A 19,360-nucleotide genomic window follows, 5' to 3' on the forward strand; every position below is an offset into this window, starting at 1 on the left:
CAATCAAGACAAGATCATGTTTAGCAAAAAAATAGCCATCGGGTCCCTCGCTCTGCTGCTCGCCGTTTCGTCGGGCTGTAAAGACGAGTTCTTCGATGTCAACAACAACCCTAACCAGGTGACGGCGGCCACGCCCGAACTGGTACTGCCCAACGCCCTAGCCAATACGGCGACCTACTACCAGACCAGCTTCACCTTTCTGAACCTGTGGATGGGCTACTGGAACTACAGTGGTAACTATTCGATCGCTACCTCGGATAAGAACTACCAGTTCACCAACACGTTCAATCAGGGCATCTGGAACAATGCTTATACCAACCTAAAGAACTACAACTACATCGAGCAGCAGGCGGCGGCCCAGAACCAGCCCAACCTGCAGGCAATGGCCAAGATCATGAAGGCGTTCCACTTTCAAATCCTGGTCGACACATATGGCAACATTCCATACACAAGTGCGTTGCAGGGGCTGACCGTAGCACAACCTACTTATGACAGCGGGGTAGCGGTGTACGAGGATCTCTTCAAGCAGATCGATGCGGCCCTGGCCCTGTTTGCCAGTGGCGAAACGCGGGCCGCGGCTGGCGAGACGATCACCAATCCGGGTGCTAACGATATCCTGTATCAGGGTAACATCGGCAACTGGCGTCGGTTTGCCAACACCTTGAAGCTGAAGATGATCCTGCGCCAGAGTGAGCGCGCCGATCGGCAGACGTTTGTTCAGGCCGCGCTGGCTACGTTGAAAGCGTCGCCTTATGGTTTTATTACGACGGCTGATCAAGCGGCAACGGTGAACCCGGGTTACACGAACTCAACGAATCAGCAAAATCCGTTATATGCTACGTTTGGTAATGGGGTAAATGGTCAGCCGGTAGAGAACTTCAATATCTATCGGGCTGGTCTGTACGGATTAAACTTCCTGATCAGCAATCAGGATTACCGTACATCGTTCTTCTACAACCCAGTGAGCGGGAACAGCTTTAATGCGACCTTCTTCGGCACGATCTCGCCTTTGGTGAACAGCCAGGTTTCAAGCATTGGGCCCGGTGTTCTCCAAAGCTCAACGCAGGATGCCGTTCTGTTGTCCGCGTTCGAGTCGCTGTTTATGCAGTCTGAAGCGGTTCAGCGCGGTTATCTGACCGGCAACGCCAAAACGCTCTACGAATCGGCCGTCATTCAGTCGTATACGTACCTGGGCGTTCAGGATGAAGCAGGCACAGCAGAAGACTATGCACGTGAATTCCTGTCAAACGGAGGTGCCAACGTCAATTGGGATTTGGCGACGAACAAGCTCACCCTGATTCTAACCCAGAAGTGGATTTCTGAAGATGGCATTGCTCCTTTCGAAGCTTGGAGCGACTACCGTCGCACCGGTATTCCGGCCGTACCGATCTCGCAGGATCCGAGTACGTCGATCAAACAGATCCCGGCCCGCCTGCTGTATCCGCAGACTGAGACCCAGTACAACGAAACAGCGGTGAAAGCCCAGGGCGCCGACAGCCAGTTCGACAAGACCAAGATCTTCTGGATCAAGTAATTCAAGACATCAAAGACCATGAAAAAAATTCTTAGTCTATTCGTCGCAGCAGGCATGGCCTTCGGACTGACCTCCTGCCTCAAAGACGACGCCCACTATGTGGATTTTGCCGGGGCCGCCTCGGTGATCGACATTCCCACGTCGGCCTTCTATGGCGTAGTAGCCAACCAGGGGCTGTCTATCCAGACCGCACCAGTCAGCTATTCCTTCAACGTCAACCTGTCGGGGCCACAAACCCTGGGTCAGGATGTGACGGTAAATCTGGCCGTTGATCCCGCCGCATTAACGGCTTACAATGCAGCCAACGGCACAAACTATCAACCGCTGCCTGCTGCCTTGTATCAGTTTACCACGACGAGCACGACCATTAAAGCGGGTCAGCGCCTGGCTGCGGTAACGGTCAATTTCTTCTCGGGTGCCGACAAGATCACCAATCCGACGGCGTACAATGATGCTAACTATGCCTTACCCATCCGGGTGACGGGAACCAGCAACAACCTGGCCGTGAGCAGCAATTACGGCTACAAGATCATTTCGCTCAAGCTCAAGAACCAGTATGATGGCACGTACCTATCTAAAGGATACTTTACGCACCCCACGCCTAGCTCGAGCAGAGCCATTAATCTGGAGAAAACGCTTCAGACGATTGATCTGAATACAGTGCAGACCGATTTTGCCGATCTGGGCGGCAGCGGCTGGCTGATGCAACTGCGGGTGAACGCCGACAATACGGTTACGCTGATTCCGAAAGGAGCCGCCAATGCAAGCACTGTACAGGTCGGCGTGAACAAGTATGATCCGGCGACCAAAACATATACGCTGAACTACAAATACCCAGGCGCAGGTGGTGACCGGGTAATTACTGAGACCCTGACGCGGGAATAGAATAGTCAGGTTGGGTACGTTGCCACTCATGTACATCGGCAACTACCCGGTATGTGTTAATCACACGCATAGTCTGCAAACAGAAAGCGGTGTCAGAATAGATCTGGCACCGCTTTCTGTTTGTATGAGTAGGCTTAAGCCAACATACTGTGTCGAGTAGCTCCGAATATCGAGTTAGTATGATCCAACTTCCGCTACTTGTCCGATCTGTATCGGTAAGGTCAAGTTTAATATAATGGCAATAATTACGCAGTACATTGTATAGCGTAGTCTGTCCATTACGACTATTCGGTCGGGTGGATACATAGGCCATAAATTCGGTAGGTAGTTGACACAACAGCTCATTGAAATTTGACAATACATGTGTTAACCAAGCAAAGCGAACGGTTCAGGTACGTTGCCATTGAGTAATCAGCAACGTACCTATTACATGGGCCAGTGTATAAACCGGAAAGCGGTGCCAGATCAGATCTGGCACCGCTTTCCGGTTTATACACTGGCCCATGTGACTTACACGTGTTAGGTAACCATACTTGTACGGACCCGAGTATATCTAACAGGAATAAATAAAATCGATTCTCCATTGCAGACTGGCAACCTTTGTAAACTACTCACCATACTAGTCATTATTCTACGAATAGAATACCGATTATAATTAATTAAAAAGGCTTACTACTTTTTGTTCATGTACAACTACTCACTAGATTAGTACTATTAAATTGTATTTTTTCATGTAAACCATTCAACTTTCTAACAATGAGAAAACTTTTACTGATCGCACAGCTGTTGCTGTGCCTTGTCAGCCTGCCGCTGCTGGCCCAGGACCGCACCATCACCGGCCGCGTCTCCTCCGGCGAAGACGGATCCCCCCTGCCCGGCGTCAACATCGCCATCCAGGGCACCACCCGAGGCGTCTCCTCCGACGCCGAGGGCAACTACCGCCTCTCGGTCCCCGCCGGTACCGTCCGGCTGGTCTTCTCCTTCATCGGCTTCGTCACCCAGGAAGTGGTCACCTCCACCCAGACCACCCTCAACGTCACCCTGGCTCCCGACGCCACCAACCTCAACGAGGTCGTCGTCACCGCCTTCGGCATCCAGCGTAACGCCCGCGAGATCGGTACCTCCGTCACCCGGGTCAACAACGAGCAGATCGTCCAGGCAGCCCCCGTCAACATCGCCTCGGGTCTGACCGGCAAGGTGGCCGGTCTGCAGGTCAACCTCACCAACAACGGGGTGGGGGCCAACCCCCGGCTCACCATCCGGGGCAACCGCTCCTTCCTGGGCAACAACCAGGCCCTGCTGGTGGTCGACGGTGTGCTGACCGACATCTCCTTCCTGAGCTCGATCAACCCCAACGACATCGACAACACCTCCATCCTGAAGGGACCCTCAGCCGCCGCCCTCTACGGCTCGGATGCCTCCAACGGGGTGCTGATCGTCAACACCAAGCGGGGGGGCGGCAAGAACAAGGCCCAGGTGTCTTACACCAACAACACCCAGTTCGAGAGCATCTCCTACATGCCCGACCTGCAGCGTACCTTCAGCTCCAACGGCGGAGAGGGCAACCCCTTCCTGGATGCCAATGGCTACCGCTTGTACGTACCCTACGAAAACCAGCAGTTCGGTCCTCGCTACGATGGCTCGATCCAGCCCCTGGGCTACGGGGTGCAGGTCCGTAACGCGGATGGCTCCATCCGGCTCGACACCTTGAAGGTGCCCTTCGCCTCGACGGGAGTGGACCCGCGGCGGGCCTTCTTCAACACGGGCAGTACGGTGCAGCATGATCTGTCGTACCGCATCGGGGATGCCTCGGAGTACTTCGGGCTGGGCATCCAGCGGGTGGACCAGAACGGGGTAGTGCCCAACGACAAGTACTCGCGGACCAACTTCCTGATGAACGGGGGGCGCACCATCGGTAAGTTCTCGGCCAATGGCAAGATCAACTTCACGTATTCGAACTATAATAAAGAGAATGGCGACTTTGGCCAAGGCCGTCCGGTGTACTGGAACGTGCTGAACCAGCCCGCCCACGCCCCCCTGCGCGATCCCCGCATCATGGACATCAACGGTCCGTATGGCGACGTGAACGGCTACTTCAATGCCTACTACCCCAACCCCTGGTGGCAGGTGTCGGGCAACAACTCCCGCGCCAAAACCGATGCCTACGCCGTGCAGGGTTTTGCTGATGTGGCCTACCAGGTCAAGCCCTGGTTCAACGTCTTGTATCGCCTGGGCGGCCAGATCAACGCCAGCCAGTTCAAGAGCAACCTCTCGGCGGTGTCGTTCAGCGACTACGCTAAGTCCGACCCCTGGAGCGCGGGCAACATCGCCTCGTCGGTCAAGCAGGTCAATGGCAACGTGGCCGATCAGAGCTTTATCAGTACGCGCTTTACGGGCGACCTGCTGGTGACGCTCTCCCCCAAGTTCGGCGACTTCACCACCCGGCTCATCCTGGGCCAGCAAACGCGCATCCAGTACGCCCGCCAGGTGAGCACCTCGGCAGGGCAGCTGGTGGTGCCCGGCGTCTATAACGTAGCCAACCGGCTGGGCCAGCTGGTGGGTTCGGAGTCTATCTCGCAAAGCCGCCTGGTGGGCGTGTTCGGCGACCTGACGCTGGGCTACAAAGACTTCCTGTTTGTCAACCTGACGGGCCGCAATGACTGGACCTCGCTGCTGGCCCCGGCCAACCGCTCCTTCTTCTACCCCGGGGCCAACGTCTCGGCGGTGCTCTCGGAGGCCATCCCCGCTCTGAAAGGCAACAACACCCTGACGTACCTGAAGCTGCGGGGGGGCTATGCCAAGGCGGGTAACGTCAACGTGGCGGCCTACCAGCTGCAGAACACCTTCAACCCCGGCACGGGGGTGGGGGCCTTCTTCCCCTTCGGCAGCCAGCCGGGCTTTGTGCTCAGCGACCGCCTGAACTCGCCGGACCTGAAGCCCGAGTTCACCACCAACATCGAAGCCGGCATCGAGTTCGGGTTGTTCAGCCGGGTGAACGCCGAGGTGGTGGTCTACAACACGGAGACCACCAACCAGACGGTGCCCATCCAGGTGTCGCGCTCGACGGGTTATTCAACCGCCCTGATCAACACGGGCACCATGAAGAACCAGGGCATTGAAGTAGAACTGAAATCAACTCGTCCGGTGGTAAACGCTGGTGGCTTCAGCTGGAACGTGGGCTTCAACTACACCTACAACAACAACGTGGTGACGGACGTGTATCCCGGTCTGGACCGCATCAACATTCCGCTCTCGAACGGCGCGGGGTCAGATGTGTATGCAGCCAAGGGGCAGAATTACCCCGCCCTCTACACCACCGACATCGCCCGGGTGCAGAACACTAACCCCACAGGGGCTTATTACGACGCCTCCGGTCAGTTTGTGGGACGGCCGGTGGTGAACCCCACTACCGGATACCCTATCCTGGATACAGAACTCAAATACCAGGGCACGACTCAGCCCAAGCACCGATTCGGCTGGACCAACACGTTCGCATACAAAGGAGTATCGCTGAATACCACCATCGAGTATCGGGGTGGGGCGGTGATCTACAATGCCATCGGCAACGCCCTGGAGTTCACCGGAGCCGGCATTCGGACCACCTACAACGACCGGCAGAACTTTATCTTCCCCGGCTCGGTGCTGGCCACAGCCAACGCAGATGGCAGCAACAGCTTCGTTAATAATAGCAGCGTAACGACCCGTGATGGTAACCTGGAGTTCTGGACCAACTCGGGCTACCACAATGCCGGCTCGAGCTACGTGACCTCGGCCGACTTCTGGAAGCTGCGTGAAGTGTCGATCAGCTACGACATCCCCGCCTCGATCCTGGGCTTCACCAAGTTTGTCAAGACCTTCAACATCGCCCTGACGGGCCGCAACCTGCTGATGCTGCGGCCCAAGACCAACGTCTTCACCGACCCCGAGTACTCGCTGGACAACTCCAACGCCCAGGGTACGACCGACGAATACCAGACACCGCCTACCCGCTTCTACGGCTTCCGCGTAGGTATCGGTTTCTAACTTCCAACCAAGACATTATCATGAGCAATACAAAATTAGTCCTTGGATCACTGGTCTTACTGTTATTGACCGCATCGGGCTGTAAAGACGAGTTCTTCGATGTGAACAACAACCCCAACCAGGTCACGGCGGCTACGCCCGAGCTGGTGCTGCCCAACGCCCTGGCCAACACGGCGACCTACTACCAGACCAGCTTCACCTTTCTGAACCTGTGGATGGGCTACTGGAACTACAGTGGGAACTATTCGATCGCTACCTCGGATAAGAACTACCAGTTCACCAACACGTTCAATCAGGGCATCTGGAACAATGCGTACACCAACCTAAAGAACTACAACTACATCGAGCAGCAGGCGGCGGCCCAGAACCAGCCCAACCTGCAGGCGATGGCCAAGATCATGAAGGCGTTCCACTTTCAGATCCTGGTCGACACCTATGGCAACATCCCCTACACCAATGCCCTGCAGGGGCTGACGGTGGCTCAGCCCACCTACGACAACGGGGTGGCGGTGTATGAAGATCTCTTCAAGCAGCTGGATGCGGCCCTGGCCCTGTTTGCCAGTGGCGAGAAACGAGCCAGCGCCGGCGAGACGATCACCAATCCGGGCGATAATGATATCATGTTTAAAGGCGACATCAATAAGTGGCGTCGGTTTGCCAACACCTTGAAGCTGAAGATGATCCTGCGCCAGAGCGAGCGCGCTGATCGGCAGGCCTTCGTCCAGGCTGCATTAGCCACGTTAAAAGCATCGCCCTATGGTTTCCTGAAAGCCGACGAGTATGCCACGGTCAATCCAGGTTACACCAATTCGGCCAACCAGCAAAATCCGTTCTATGCCACCTACGGTAACGGGGTGAACGGTCAGCCGGTAGAGAACAACAACATCTATCGGGCAGGTCGCTACGCGTTGAACTTCCTGATTAGCACCCAGGACACCCGTGTGTTTGGTTTCTACAACCCGGTGAGCGGCAGCAGCTTCAACGCGACTTTCTTCGGCACCATTTCGCCCCTGGTCAATAGCCAGGTTTCCAGCATTGGGCCCGGACTGCTTCAAGGTTCAACGCAGGCCGCTATCCTTCTCTCAAGTACGGAGTCGTTATTGTTACAGGCCGAGGCAGTGCAACGAGGCTACATTACAGGCAATGCCAAAACACTCTACGAAACGGCCATTATCCAGTCGTATACGTACCTGGGTATCTTCGATGACTCAGGAACAGCGGAAGACTATGCCCGGCTACTCCTCGATAGTGGCAACCCGAATGCCACCTGGGATGCAGCGACGAACAAGCTCACCCTGATTCTGACCCAGAAATGGAATTCACTCAACGGCATCGCGCCCTTTGAAGCCTGGAGCGATTTCCGTCGCACCGGCATTCCGGCCGTCCCCATCTCGCAGGACCCCAGCACCTCGGTGAAACAGATCCCGGCCCGCCTGCTGTATCCGCAGACTGAGACCCAGTACAACGAAACGGCCGTGAAAGCCCAGGGCGCCGACAGCCAGTTCGACAAGACCAAGATCTTCTGGATCAAGTAATTCAAGACATCAAATACCATGAAAAGACTTATCAGTTTATCGCTTATCGGCAGCCTTGCCTTAAGCCTGACCTCCTGCCTCAAAGACGACGCCCACTATGTCGATTTTGCCGGGGCCGCCTCGGTGATCGACATTCCCACGTCGGCCTTTTATGGCGTAGTAGCCAATAACGGGCTGACCATTCAGAGTACACCGCTCAGCTATTCCTTCAACGTCAACCTGTCGGGGCCACAAACCCTGGGTCAGGATGTGACGGTGAATCTGGCCGTCGACCCCGCCGTACTAACTGCCTACAATACCGCGAACGGGACTGCTTATAAGCCCCTTCCGTCGACACTCTATCAGCTATCCACGACGAGTACGACCATCAAAGCGGGTCAACGGCTCGCGCCTGTGTCGATCACGTTTTACTCAGGTGCCGACAAGATCACCAACCCGACGGCCTATAATGACGCCAATTACGCGCTGGCCGTCCGGGTTACTGGAACGAACAACAACCTGGCTGTAAGCAGCAACTATGGGTACAAGATTATCTCGCTGAAACTAAAAAATCAGTACGATGGCACGTACCTGGCCACCGGTGTATTTAACCACCCCGTGAATGGACCTCGTAATATCAACGAAGAGAAAGAGCTACAAACTGTCGACCTGAACACGGTGCAGACCAACTTCGCTGACTTAGGAGGCAGCGGTTGGCTGATGCAATTGCGGGTGAATGCCGACAATACGGTTACGCTGATCCCGAAAGGAGCCGCCAACACGGGTACTGTTCAATTTGGCGTGAACCGGTACAACCCGGCGACCAAAACATATACGCTGAACTACAAATATGCTGGTGCCGGGGGCGATCGGGTGATTAATGAAACGCTAACGCGGAAATAGCATCTTCGTTGCCTTCGGCCAACCCGGCAGGCCCTGAAATGTTTAACTAATTTAAGGAAGCGGTGCCCAGTGTGATGGGTACCGCTTCCTGTTTTTTGTGTATTTACGTGAAATACAAACCAGATATGAGGGTATCCTTTAGTACATATCACTTATTCTACTGTTTAACTATACTAATTATACTTACTATTGAATTTTACTAGATTAAAGACAATTAATTCGCCAAAAATTCTAAAAAGCCGCCATAAACAGAATATTATAAAGCTATTCTCTGATATTCCAGAATAAAGAAGATATAAAAACCTAGACCAACAATTTGTTCACTTGGCAACAATCTGGTAGTTTTGATGAAATGTTAATTTTTCTTTAATACTTAATCAAACTAATCAACTTTCTAACCAATGAGAAAACTTTTACTGATAGCGCAGCTATTGCTGTGCTTAGTGAGTGTTCCTCTTTTAGCGCAAGACCGGACAATCACCGGCCGGGTAACCTCATCTGAGGACGGGGCAGCTATGCCAGGAGTCAATATTGCCCTGAAGGGCACTACCCGTGGGGTTACAACCGACGTTGACGGACAGTATAAAATCAGCGTTCCATCAGGTACCGCCCGCCTGATCTTCTCGTTTATCGGCTTCGTCAATCAGGAAGTGATTACCGGTAGCCAGACAACGCTGAATATCACGATGAAAGCAGATGCCTCGCAACTACAGGAAGTTGTGGTAACGGCACAGGGTATTCGGAAGAATCCTCGTGAAATTGGCTATGCTGTTTCCAAAGTAGATAATGAAGACGTGATCGTCGGTCGGTCACCACAACTGGCACAGGCTCTTTCAGGCAAAGTGACCGGTCTGGCTGTCTACAACGTGAACAACAGTGTTGACCCAGCCGTCAAAATCGTACTCCGGGGCTATCGGTCATTAACAGGTAACAACGAAGCGCTTGTGGTGCTCGACGGTATGCAGACGACATCAACCGTATTGTCAACCATTAACCCGAATGATATTGATAACGTATCGATTCTGAAAGGTGGTCAGGCCGCTACGCTGTACGGGTCGGCCGGTATTAACGGCGCCTTGATTATCACGACCAAGAGAGGCGTGAAAGGCCGTTTGAAAGTGGCTTATTCGAATAGTACAAACTTTGAGCAGATCAGCTTTTTGCCTCAGATTCAGGACAAATACGGTTCTGGCTCACACTATGCCACCGCTTTCGGTACAACAGGGTATAAGACCGATTACCTGGAGCGTATGAAAGACAACTGGCGTTCGTATGAAAACCAGCAGTATGGTGATGCATTTGATGGCTCAACCCGCATTCAGGGTCGTACGGCTGAAGATGGCAGTCAGCTTCTGATTCCCTATTCGGCTGTTCCAGATGCCCGCCGGAAGGCTTTTGATACAGGGGTATCAGTGAATAATCAGGTCAATTTCCAAGGCGGCGATGAAACCAGTTCGTTCTATATGTCGATGGAGAACCAGTCAGTCAATGGCATCGTACCTGGCGATAAGAGTAACCGGACAAGTGCCCGTTTGTCGGCAACGAAAGAATATGGCAAGCTGATTGCCAGCTTCAACGCGGCCTACATCCAGGGGGTTTATAACCGTACGTCGTCTGACTTTTATAACAACGTACTGAATCAGCCGGCGAACCTGCCCCTTAGCACCCTACGCGATTGGCAGAACAATCCGCTTGCCAACCCGAACGGATTCTACAATGACTACTACAACAACCCCTATTTTGAGGCTGACAATAACCGGTTGAATTACAAAGATGCGAACCTGAATGGTAATATAAACCTGACGTTCAAGGCAACATCCTGGTTGACATTCACCGAGCGTTTAGGGGTTATGAACAACTCCCGGACAGGCAAAAACACAACGGGCAAGTTCATTTATTCAGACTGGGCTAAAAGCAAATCATTTATTCCGGCTCCATTCTTCCGGGATGGTGACGGCACGGGCATTTACCGGGCCATTTCAGACATTCCAGGGTCTGTACAGGATTATTCAGGCACGGAAAACGTAATCAACAACGAATTCCAGATCCAGTTGGCGAAAACCATTGGTACTGTATCGAACCGACTGGTTTTAGGGAGTAGCCTGTATCAGCGCACAACCAATAACATTTCTGAAGCGTCGAGCTCAATCGTGGTGCCGGGGGTATTCAACGTATCGAACCGGCAGGGTATCCTGACAGGTGGCCAGATTCTTACGGAAGAGCGTCGGCTGGGTTACTACGCTGACTATACGGCCAACTACAAAAATTGGCTGATTCTGAATGGATCATTCCGTTTCGATCAGACGTCGAAGTTCTACAAGCCAGATCGCCCATCTAATTATTGGTCGTATCCATATTATGGAGCCGCTCTCTCATTCATTGCCACTGACGCCTTCCCAGGCATCAAGAGTTCGTTCCTGAACTATGCCAAATTACGGGCAAACTACAATAAGAACGCCAATGACAACATCCCGCTCTATGGCCTGGACCTAACGTACCCCAACGGGGCTAACTTCCCATACGGCAACACGGTTGGTCTGACGGTAGGCAACACACTGCCCGATCCCAACCTGAAGCCCGAAACCGTGTATTCGGCCGAAGTAGGTGGTGAGTTTCAACTGCTAAATAGCCGCATTACCCTGGATGTATCAGCCTATACGCAGAACTCGAAAGGTCAGGTAATTACTGTGCGTGTGCCTAACTCAACGGGTTTCAGCAACCTGCTGATCAACGTAGGTGAAACCAAAAACTGGGGCTACGAAGCTGAACTGAAATACCTGATTGCTCGTGGTGGCAAATTCTCATGGGATGCCAGCGTTCGCTACTCATACAATGATAACAAGGTAATCGACCTGTATCCTGGTATTAATGAATTCCAGATTGGTGGTTTCTCCTACGCCAACACAAACGTTATCAAGGATAGCCGTTTCCCTGTCCTGAAAACGGATGGTTACCAATATGCTCCAGATGGATCAGGCCGGGTGCTGGTTAACGCCACAACTGGTTACCCGCTCCGTAATACCTCACTGCTGGCCCGTGGCGGTGTACTACCCCGTCACATCGCAGGGTTAGGCTCGAAAATGGAATACGGCAACTTCGGCTTTACATTTAACTTCGAGTATCGGGGTGGCAACGTCATGTTTAGTGATCTGGGGCGGCAGATGACCTTCACTGGAACTGGTAAATGGACTGAAGATCGCGCGCCTCACGTCTATCCCAACTCAGCTATTCTGAACGCCGATGGTAGCGTATCACCCAATACAACGAATGTACGGGAAGCTGAATATTCGTTATGGGTTGACAACTACCGGTTGATCTCTGAGAACTTCGTTACGCCAGCCTGGTTTATCAAGCTTCGCGACATCAACCTGTCATACCGTCTACCGCAAGGCCTGGTAAGCAAGACGAAGATCCTGTCGGGCGCCAGCATCGCGCTGTATGGCCGCAATCTGCTCACAATCGTCGACAAGCTGAATTACTACACGGACCCTGAGTTTAGCTACCAGGGGAACCCAACGCCAGGTAGCCAGGCCACCTCTGTGCCAACCACAAACTCATCAGTTGGTATTGGTATCAACACAACCGGCCAAACGCCACCTGTGCGCCAGTACGGTGTAAACATCAACCTCACTTTTTAGTAGCTAGCCTCGACTTACTATGAAATTCAAACCACTATTTATAGCCGCTTTGATGGCTCTGATTGGTACCGGTTGTAATACCAAAGATTTTTTAAACATTAATACCAACCCGAACCAGTTACCGACGGCGTCGCCAAACTATGTGTTCACCAATGCGTTGAACGTTACGACGGTCAATATGCTCAATGCCAACGAGACAGGTACGTATTGGGCAGGGCAATGGTCGCAGGGGAATGGTTACATCATTTCGACAACCATATTTGCCTACAACTTCACGAACGGTGATTTTAACTATTGGGATAGTTACTATGATAATCTGGAAGATTATCAGTTTGTGATTAACAACGCAGACGCTACCAATCAGAAATTTTTAAAGGGGCCGGCAAAGGTGATGAAGGCAATGCTGTATCAGCAATTGGTTGATATGTATGGCAATATTCCCTACACCGATGCGCTTAAAGGTGCTGCTGTGCTGGCGCCCAAGCTTGATGATCAGAAAACGGTTTACGAATCACTGATCACGTCGCTGGACGAGGCTATTGCTGATATGAAAGCAAACCCATTCAGCAGCACGGTCAATTCCTCAGATCTCGTCTTCAATGGTAACCTGACAAAGTGGATCCAGTTTGCGAACTCACTCAAAATGCGCATTCTGATTCGGCAGTCTAAAGTCGCCGGCCGTGACACGTACATAAAGACGGAGATCAACAAGATCGTGACCGAAGGCTCGGGCTTTATTACGGGGGCAGACGTAGGGGTTGGCGGGGCATCCTTCTACCAGCCGGCAGCAGGTCAGTTGAATCCTATTTATGACCGGTGGGGTTATGACGCTACGGGCGCAAAACGGGCTTTGAATAACTACCCCCGTCCAACGCAGTTTTTGATTAATAACCTTAAAGCCTCGAATGATACCTTGCGACTGAAGCGTATTGCGTATGCCACCGGTGGTGAAAACAGCAGCACCCCAGGTGTCAGCACAAAAGCAGAAGTTGCCGCCAACTATTCAGGAACTCCCTTCGGAGCTAGCTCTGGGTACTTGCCAGCCAATACATCGTCTGTTGGTCCGAGCCTGCTGGTAAAGGGTGACTACAACCGGTCATTTATTCTTATGACTGGAGCTGAAATTCAGTTTTTGCTGGCTGAGGCCAAACAACGGTATAGTGATGTAACCCTGCCAGGTACTGCTCAGTCTTATTTTGAGGCGGGTATTTTGCAGTCGTTCCGATTATTGGGCGCCAATACCGCCGGGGCTACTGCTTTCAAGGGAAGCAAAATCCAGAACTACGACTGGGATGTAACGACCGATAAACTGGCTGCTATTGCCATTCAGAAATGGATTGCTCTGACTGGCTTCAGCGGTTTAGAGGCATGGTCAGAATATCGCCGTACAAACTTGCCTGTTACGCCCCAAAGCATTCAGGTGCCTGACGCCAAACGGCCAACGAGACTGTACTATCCGAACTCAGAAGCAGGTTCAAATGTGGCGAACATCAGTTCACAAGGTACAATTGACGTATTTAGCACTAAGATTTTCTGGGACGTCGACTAATGACCGGTCGATTACTACATTAGGCAAAAGGGCGCTCATATGGGCGCCCTTTTGTTTGGGTAACTGGTATGATAGTCAACAGCGCTCAGAATGATTATTACTGAAAACAAAAAAGCGAGTCGATAAATATCGTCTCGCTTTTTAATTACGCTTTATCCAACTATTAAGATCGAAGAGGGTGCCGTATAGAGCAGCCTGTCAATAAATTATAGATTCTTTATGTACTAACTAACACATGAAGACGCTTGTATATTTTGAGTTACCAAATATCAGTATTTATACCGTACATTGCTCATACTGCCCTGTTATTATTTATTAAAAGGATATTTAACGGGCAATTCGTACTGTCAGATTAACCAACCTTTTACGCCAAACGTAGTTGTCTACTTAGTTGCCAGATTAATCAGACTCACGTTATGGACACAGATCAGACCAGAACGTCGTACAGTAGCGACGACGCAGCGAATAAAGACTACGAGAGTGACAACCTTCACCGGGAAGAGCAGGAAGACTCAGCCAACGGGTTAGACAGCACTGAAGTTCGCGGCGGAGAGAATGGCCGCAATATCCGCGGAATGGGAAGCCAGGATATGGATAGTAAGAACGGCGTACTACGCATGGGGGATATGGACAACAGCACCATGGAAGTACCTGACGAAGCACTGGCCAACGCCGCCGCCAGCGAGGGAAAGACCAACACATCAACCGTTAGCGTAACAACGGCAGGGCCCGACGATTATGCCTCAGACGATGTGGTAGCGGTTCCCAACGCGCAGGAAGAAGCCAAAAAACAGGACAGCGGGGAGTCGAGCGCCCAAAAAGATGCTGTTGATTCGCCGGCTTCGCAAGATGAAATCGATGAAAACGTAGCACAGACAGGTACGTCTACTGATCACCAGCCAACCTATTAGCTGACGCTACTTCTCCCTGTTGGCTAGCTTAGTTTGCTGTCTATACTCTGGCTTTACACCAATAAACCATACTTTTTTCTAACGTAAACTCAACGAACTCATGAGCGTATCAAGCAACATCCGCAAAGAAAGCACCGAGTCACACGCGGCTCAACAAATGCACAGCACAATGGGCACTGACCCTAATGTTAGTCAGCTAAACGATAAAAATCTGGATAACGAGCTGCCTTCACGGCTGAATGACCAGGCCAATGGTACATCGGTAGCCGAAGACGTGGAAGAAATCGACGATGTTATTGCCGAGGCCGACGACGCCAATCAGCCAACCCATGTGGCTGATGCCGACTGGAATCGCAGCACCGAAGAGTAAGCACATCGTTGCCTGCCAGACAAAAAGGTTTTTCGATAGGATTTACAGCGATCTGGCCATTAGGTCGCTGTAAATCCTATCGAAAAACCTTTTTGTCTGGCAGGCAATGGGGTAAATTTGGTGATCCCGTTTGTTTCAGAAACGAAAGTGTGTTGTCTGTTCGTTAGGTACGTATCATAACCGTTTCCCAATCATGCTTCGACTATTTAGCCTGTGCCTTGTTGTTCTCCTGACTGCTTCATCATTTACGCCGGTTGGTGATGATGAAAAAGGAGCGGGCATTCAGTTTACCAGCGCTCGCTGGGCCGACATTTTGAAGAAAGCAAAAGCTGAAAATAAGGTCATCTTTTTAGATGCGTATGCCAGCTGGTGTGGCCCCTGCAAAATGTTGCAAAAGAATGTTTTCACGCAGAAAACAGTCGGTGACCTCTTCAACAAGAAGTTCATCAATGTGAAAATGGATATGGAAAAAGGCGAAGGCCCGTCGCTTGCCCAGGTCTATCCATTGGAAGCCTACCCGACCCTGCTGTTCATCAACAGCAACGGCCGCGTGGTGAAAAAAGCCATCGGGTATATGTCGGCTGAAGACCTGATCGATGTGGGCAAGAGTGTGAAGTAGTAAATAGCGAAGTAATAATGCAGCATGGCTCTGCTGGGTACTGAACGGTATTGCGGCAGGGCCATGCTGCATTATTACTTCGCCAATCTTCATGCTAGGCAGAACCCCTGCCCCTACCCTGCTGTTATACTATAAGGCCCACAAACGAAAGGCCTTGACGCCTGAATGCTTTACCCCAATACCCTCGAACAAAAACTTGGTTTTGACAAAATCCGCGAGCTGCTGCGGCAGGCCTGCATCTCGCCGCTGGGACAGGATTACGTGGAGAAAATTCGCTTCTCCGACAATCATCAACTGATTGATAAACTGCTGCGTCAGACCTACGAGTTTACGCAGATTGTTCAGTACGAACCCGATTTTCCGCAGAGCAATTACCTCGATGTGCGCCCTCAGCTTCAGAAGGCCCGCGTGGAAGGCATTACGCTGATGGAAGACGAGTTTTTCGACCTGAAACTGGCGCTGAAAACCATTCAGGATTGCCTGCGCTTCCTGGCCAATCAGGAAGAAGGCCAATACCCCTACCTGGCCGAATTGGCCCAGCCTGTCACGGTCGACAAGAACCTGCTGGCCGCCCTGGAACGCGTCATCGACGACCGGGGCCACGTACGCGACAACGCCTCTCCCGAGCTGGCCAGCATTCGTCGGCGCATCATTTCAGAGCAGGCGAACCTCCGCAAGAAGCTGGATGGCATGCTCCGCACCGCCCGCCAACAAGGCTGGATTCCCGACGACCTGGGCCTGACCATTCGTGGTGGCCGCCTGGTTATTCCATTGGCCGCCGAGCACAAACGGAAGATCCGCGGCTTCATCCATGATGAGTCAGACACGGGTAAGACCGTATATATCGAACCGGCTGAAGTGTTCGACGGCAACAACGAAGTGCGCGAACTGGAGTATGAAGAACGCCGCGAAGTATACCGGATCCTGCTGGCGTTAACGGATCAGATTCGTCCGTTTCTGCCCGATCTGGGTAAGGCGATCAACTTTTTGGCGCAGATCGACTTTATTCGGGCCAAAGCGAAGCTGGCGGGTGAATTACAGGCTGGCATGCCGCAGGTGATGAACCGGCCCGTATTGAACTGGACTGCCGCCCGCCATCCATTGCTGTACCTCTCGCACCAGAAGCAGAAGAAGAGCGTTGTCCCGCTCAACATTCGCCTCGACGAACAGCCCGGAACGTCTGCCGAACGCATTCTGATTATTTCGGGGCCTAACGCCGGTGGTAAATCGATTGCCCTGAAAACCATTGGCCTGCTGCAATACATGATGCAGTGCGGGTTGCTGGTGCCCATGGCCGAGTATTCAGACATGGGCGTCTTTCAGAACCTGTTTATCGACATTGGTGATGAACAGTCGCTGGAGAACGACCTGAGTACGTATTCGTCGCACCTGACCAACATGCAGAAGTTTCTGGTCAGCGCAAACAAACGTACGCTCTTCCTGATCGATGAGTTTGGTACGGGTACCGAACCCGGTCAGGGCGGCGCCATTGCCGAAGCGATTCTGGAAGAGCTCAACAAGTCGGGCGCGTATGGCGTCATCAATACGCACTACACCAACCTGAAAGTGTTTGCCGATAAAACGCCCGGGCTCATCAACGGGGCCATGCGCTTCGATGGTGAGAAGCTGGAGCCGCTCTATGAGCTGGAAATGGGCCGCCCGGGCTCATCGTTCGCGTTTGAAATTGCCCGGAAAATCAACCTGCCTAATGCGGTTATTGACCGGGCTAAAGAGAAACTGGGCAACCAGCAGGTGAACTTCGAGAAGTTGCTGAAAGAGCTGGACATCGAGAAGCGCGTTTTTTCGGAGAAGAACCTCGACATCAGCATCAAGCAGCGCAAAGTAGCCCAGCAACTGGCCGAATACACCGCCCTGAAAACAAAGCTCGACAACGAGCAGAAACAGTTGCTCAACACGGCGAAAGCCAAGGCGAAGGCACTGGTCCAGGAGGCTAATCAGAAGATTGAGAACACGATTCGGGAAATTAAGGAGACCAGTGCCGACAAGGAAGCGACCCGCCAGGTACGTGCCGACCTACAGCAGTTTGACCAGAAAGAGCTGAAACCGGAGGTCATTGTTGAGCCAGCCAAGCCGAAAGAGCCGGAAGAGGAATTCGAGCATGATACCAGCCCCATCGGCGTGGGTAGTTTCGTGCGTATTGACGGGCAAACAACGATTGGCGAGGTGTTGGCCATTCGGGGAAAAGACGCCGAAGTTCGCATTGGTGATCTCAAATCGAACATAAAGCTGAACCGCCTGGAGAAGGTGAGCCGCAAAGCGTACCGGGAAGCCGTGGGTATTCGGGAAACGCCCCGTAGCCAGGGTATGGACCTGAACGAGAAGATGATGAACTTCTCGTTTAATCTCGACATCCGTGGCCGCCGGGGCGAAGAAGCGCTTGGTGAACTCGACCGGTTCATGGATAGCGCCCTGATGCTCGGCTACCCCGAACTACGCATCGTGCATGGCAAAGGGGATGGTATTCTGCGTCAGCTGGTCCGCAATCACCTGCGCTCGTACAAACAGGTGGCTAGTATGGCCGATGAACACGCCGATCGCGGTGGGCAGGGCGTTACGCTGGTGAAGATGAAGTAGAGCGAATGGTGAACGAGCGAAAGAGCTTCGCTGACATACGAAACGGAATATAGCAGAGCGCCATTCGCTCGTTCACCACTCACTCTTTCACGCTCTCGCCCCTTATCTCTTTAAAAAAAGCCGCCAGTTTCACCGGATCGAGCTGTCCGTTGGTGCGAACGCCGCTACACAGATCGAGGCCAAACGGCTGAACGGCTTCGATGGCCTGCCGTACGTTATCGGGCCGCAAACCACCCGCCAGGAAAATCGGCACGGGCGACTGGTCGCGTATCTGACGGCTCAACGCCCAGTCATGAACACGCCCCGTTCCACCTAACTCTTTGATTGTCAGGTTCGGATTGCCGCTATCCAGCAAGAGCGCGTCGACATGGGGCGCAATGCGGAGGGCTTCGGCTACCGACTGTTCATTGCTCACATGGATCACCTGCACGAGTCTGATACCAGGCAAAGCAGCCCTGATCTGGCCATAGTCGCCCGTTTGCAGCGCATCAACGATCTGCACGGTATTGGTCTGTACGCGTTGCTGATGCGCAATGATCTGGTCGGCGGCGGTTTCGCTGGTGAGCAAAAAGGTAGCAACGGGCGGCGGCACCAGCCGGGCAATGGCGGCAATCTGCTCGTCGGTGATCACGCCGGGGCCGCTGGGCATCGGGCCAACCAGCCCTAGCGCAGCGGCGCCCATCGAGATAGCCAGTTGTGCTTCCTGCGGGCTGCTGATGCAGCATATTTTTACGCGGGGCAATAGATTCATGAAGCAAATGTAGCAAACCGCCGTATTGATGCCGGGTGTAGAAACCGCTTGCTTACATTTGGCGTTGT

The 19,360-nt window shown here is 52.7% G+C and carries 12 protein-coding genes; 11 read left to right on the forward strand and 1 reads right to left on the reverse strand.

What is annotated here, in order from left to right:
• Window positions 1–16 precede the first annotated feature (16 nt).
• The 11 genes from ACAW75_RS21950 to ACAW75_RS22000 all read left to right on the forward strand — a co-directional run bounded on the left by ACAW75_RS21950 (window position 17) and on the right by ACAW75_RS22000 (window position 18,541).
• Window positions 17–1,534, forward strand: coding sequence for a SusD/RagB family nutrient-binding outer membrane lipoprotein (locus ACAW75_RS21950; protein WP_370730909.1), 1,518 nt, complete (start codon window positions 17–19; stop codon window positions 1,532–1,534).
• 18 nt (window positions 1,535–1,552) lie between these two features.
• A complete protein-coding gene (locus tag ACAW75_RS21955) occupies window positions 1,553–2,419 on the forward strand; it encodes a BT_3987 domain-containing protein (RefSeq protein ID WP_370730910.1) in 867 nt (288 codons plus the stop codon).
• 756 nt (window positions 2,420–3,175) lie between these two features.
• The gene (locus tag ACAW75_RS21960) at window positions 3,176–6,442 is read left to right on the forward strand and encodes a SusC/RagA family TonB-linked outer membrane protein (RefSeq protein ID WP_370730911.1); all 3,267 of its coding nucleotides are present in this window, start codon (window positions 3,176–3,178) and stop codon (window positions 6,440–6,442) included.
• Window positions 6,443–6,462: 20 nt separating this feature from the next.
• Window positions 6,463–7,977 carry a SusD/RagB family nutrient-binding outer membrane lipoprotein gene (locus ACAW75_RS21965; protein ID WP_370730912.1) on the forward strand — a complete coding sequence of 505 codons (1,515 nt, stop codon included), beginning with the start codon at window positions 6,463–6,465 and terminating at the stop codon, window positions 7,975–7,977.
• Between the two features lie 18 nt (window positions 7,978–7,995).
• A complete protein-coding gene (locus tag ACAW75_RS21970; RefSeq protein ID WP_370730913.1) occupies window positions 7,996–8,859 on the forward strand; it encodes a BT_3987 domain-containing protein in 864 nt (287 codons plus the stop codon).
• A gap of 401 nt (window positions 8,860–9,260) precedes the next feature.
• Window positions 9,261–12,497: a SusC/RagA family TonB-linked outer membrane protein gene (locus tag ACAW75_RS21975; RefSeq protein ID WP_370730914.1), complete on the forward strand. Its 3,237-nt coding sequence runs from the start codon at window positions 9,261–9,263 to the stop codon at window positions 12,495–12,497.
• A gap of 19 nt (window positions 12,498–12,516) precedes the next feature.
• Window positions 12,517–14,046, forward strand: a complete 1,530-nt coding sequence (locus ACAW75_RS21980; RefSeq protein ID WP_370730915.1) for a SusD/RagB family nutrient-binding outer membrane lipoprotein — start codon at window positions 12,517–12,519, stop codon at window positions 14,044–14,046.
• Window positions 14,047–14,462: 416 nt separating this feature from the next.
• On the forward strand, window positions 14,463–14,957 hold the full coding sequence (locus ACAW75_RS21985; RefSeq protein WP_370730916.1) for a hypothetical protein: 495 nt from the start codon (window positions 14,463–14,465) through the stop codon (window positions 14,955–14,957).
• Between the two features lie 100 nt (window positions 14,958–15,057).
• Window positions 15,058–15,327, forward strand: coding sequence for a hypothetical protein (locus ACAW75_RS21990; protein WP_370730917.1), 270 nt, complete (start codon window positions 15,058–15,060; stop codon window positions 15,325–15,327).
• Window positions 15,328–15,520: 193 nt separating this feature from the next.
• Window positions 15,521–15,946, forward strand: a complete 426-nt coding sequence (locus ACAW75_RS21995; protein WP_370730918.1) for a thioredoxin family protein — start codon at window positions 15,521–15,523, stop codon at window positions 15,944–15,946.
• A gap of 165 nt (window positions 15,947–16,111) precedes the next feature.
• Entirely contained in the window at window positions 16,112–18,541 is a 2,430-nt protein-coding gene (locus ACAW75_RS22000) for an endonuclease MutS2 (RefSeq protein WP_370730919.1), read from the forward strand.
• Window positions 18,542–18,620: 79 nt separating this feature from the next.
• On the opposite strand, the gene ACAW75_RS22005 is transcribed toward ACAW75_RS22000, so the two are convergent.
• Window positions 18,621–19,292 (reverse strand): phosphoribosylanthranilate isomerase, encoded by a 672-nt coding sequence (locus tag ACAW75_RS22005; RefSeq protein WP_370730920.1) that lies wholly within the window; start codon window positions 19,290–19,292, stop codon window positions 18,621–18,623.
• Between the last annotated feature and the right edge of the window lie 68 nt (window positions 19,293–19,360).

The sequence above is a fragment of the Fibrella arboris genome (assembly GCF_041321095.1).
Classification (GTDB): Bacteria; Bacteroidota; Bacteroidia; order Cytophagales; family Spirosomataceae; genus Fibrella; species Fibrella arboris.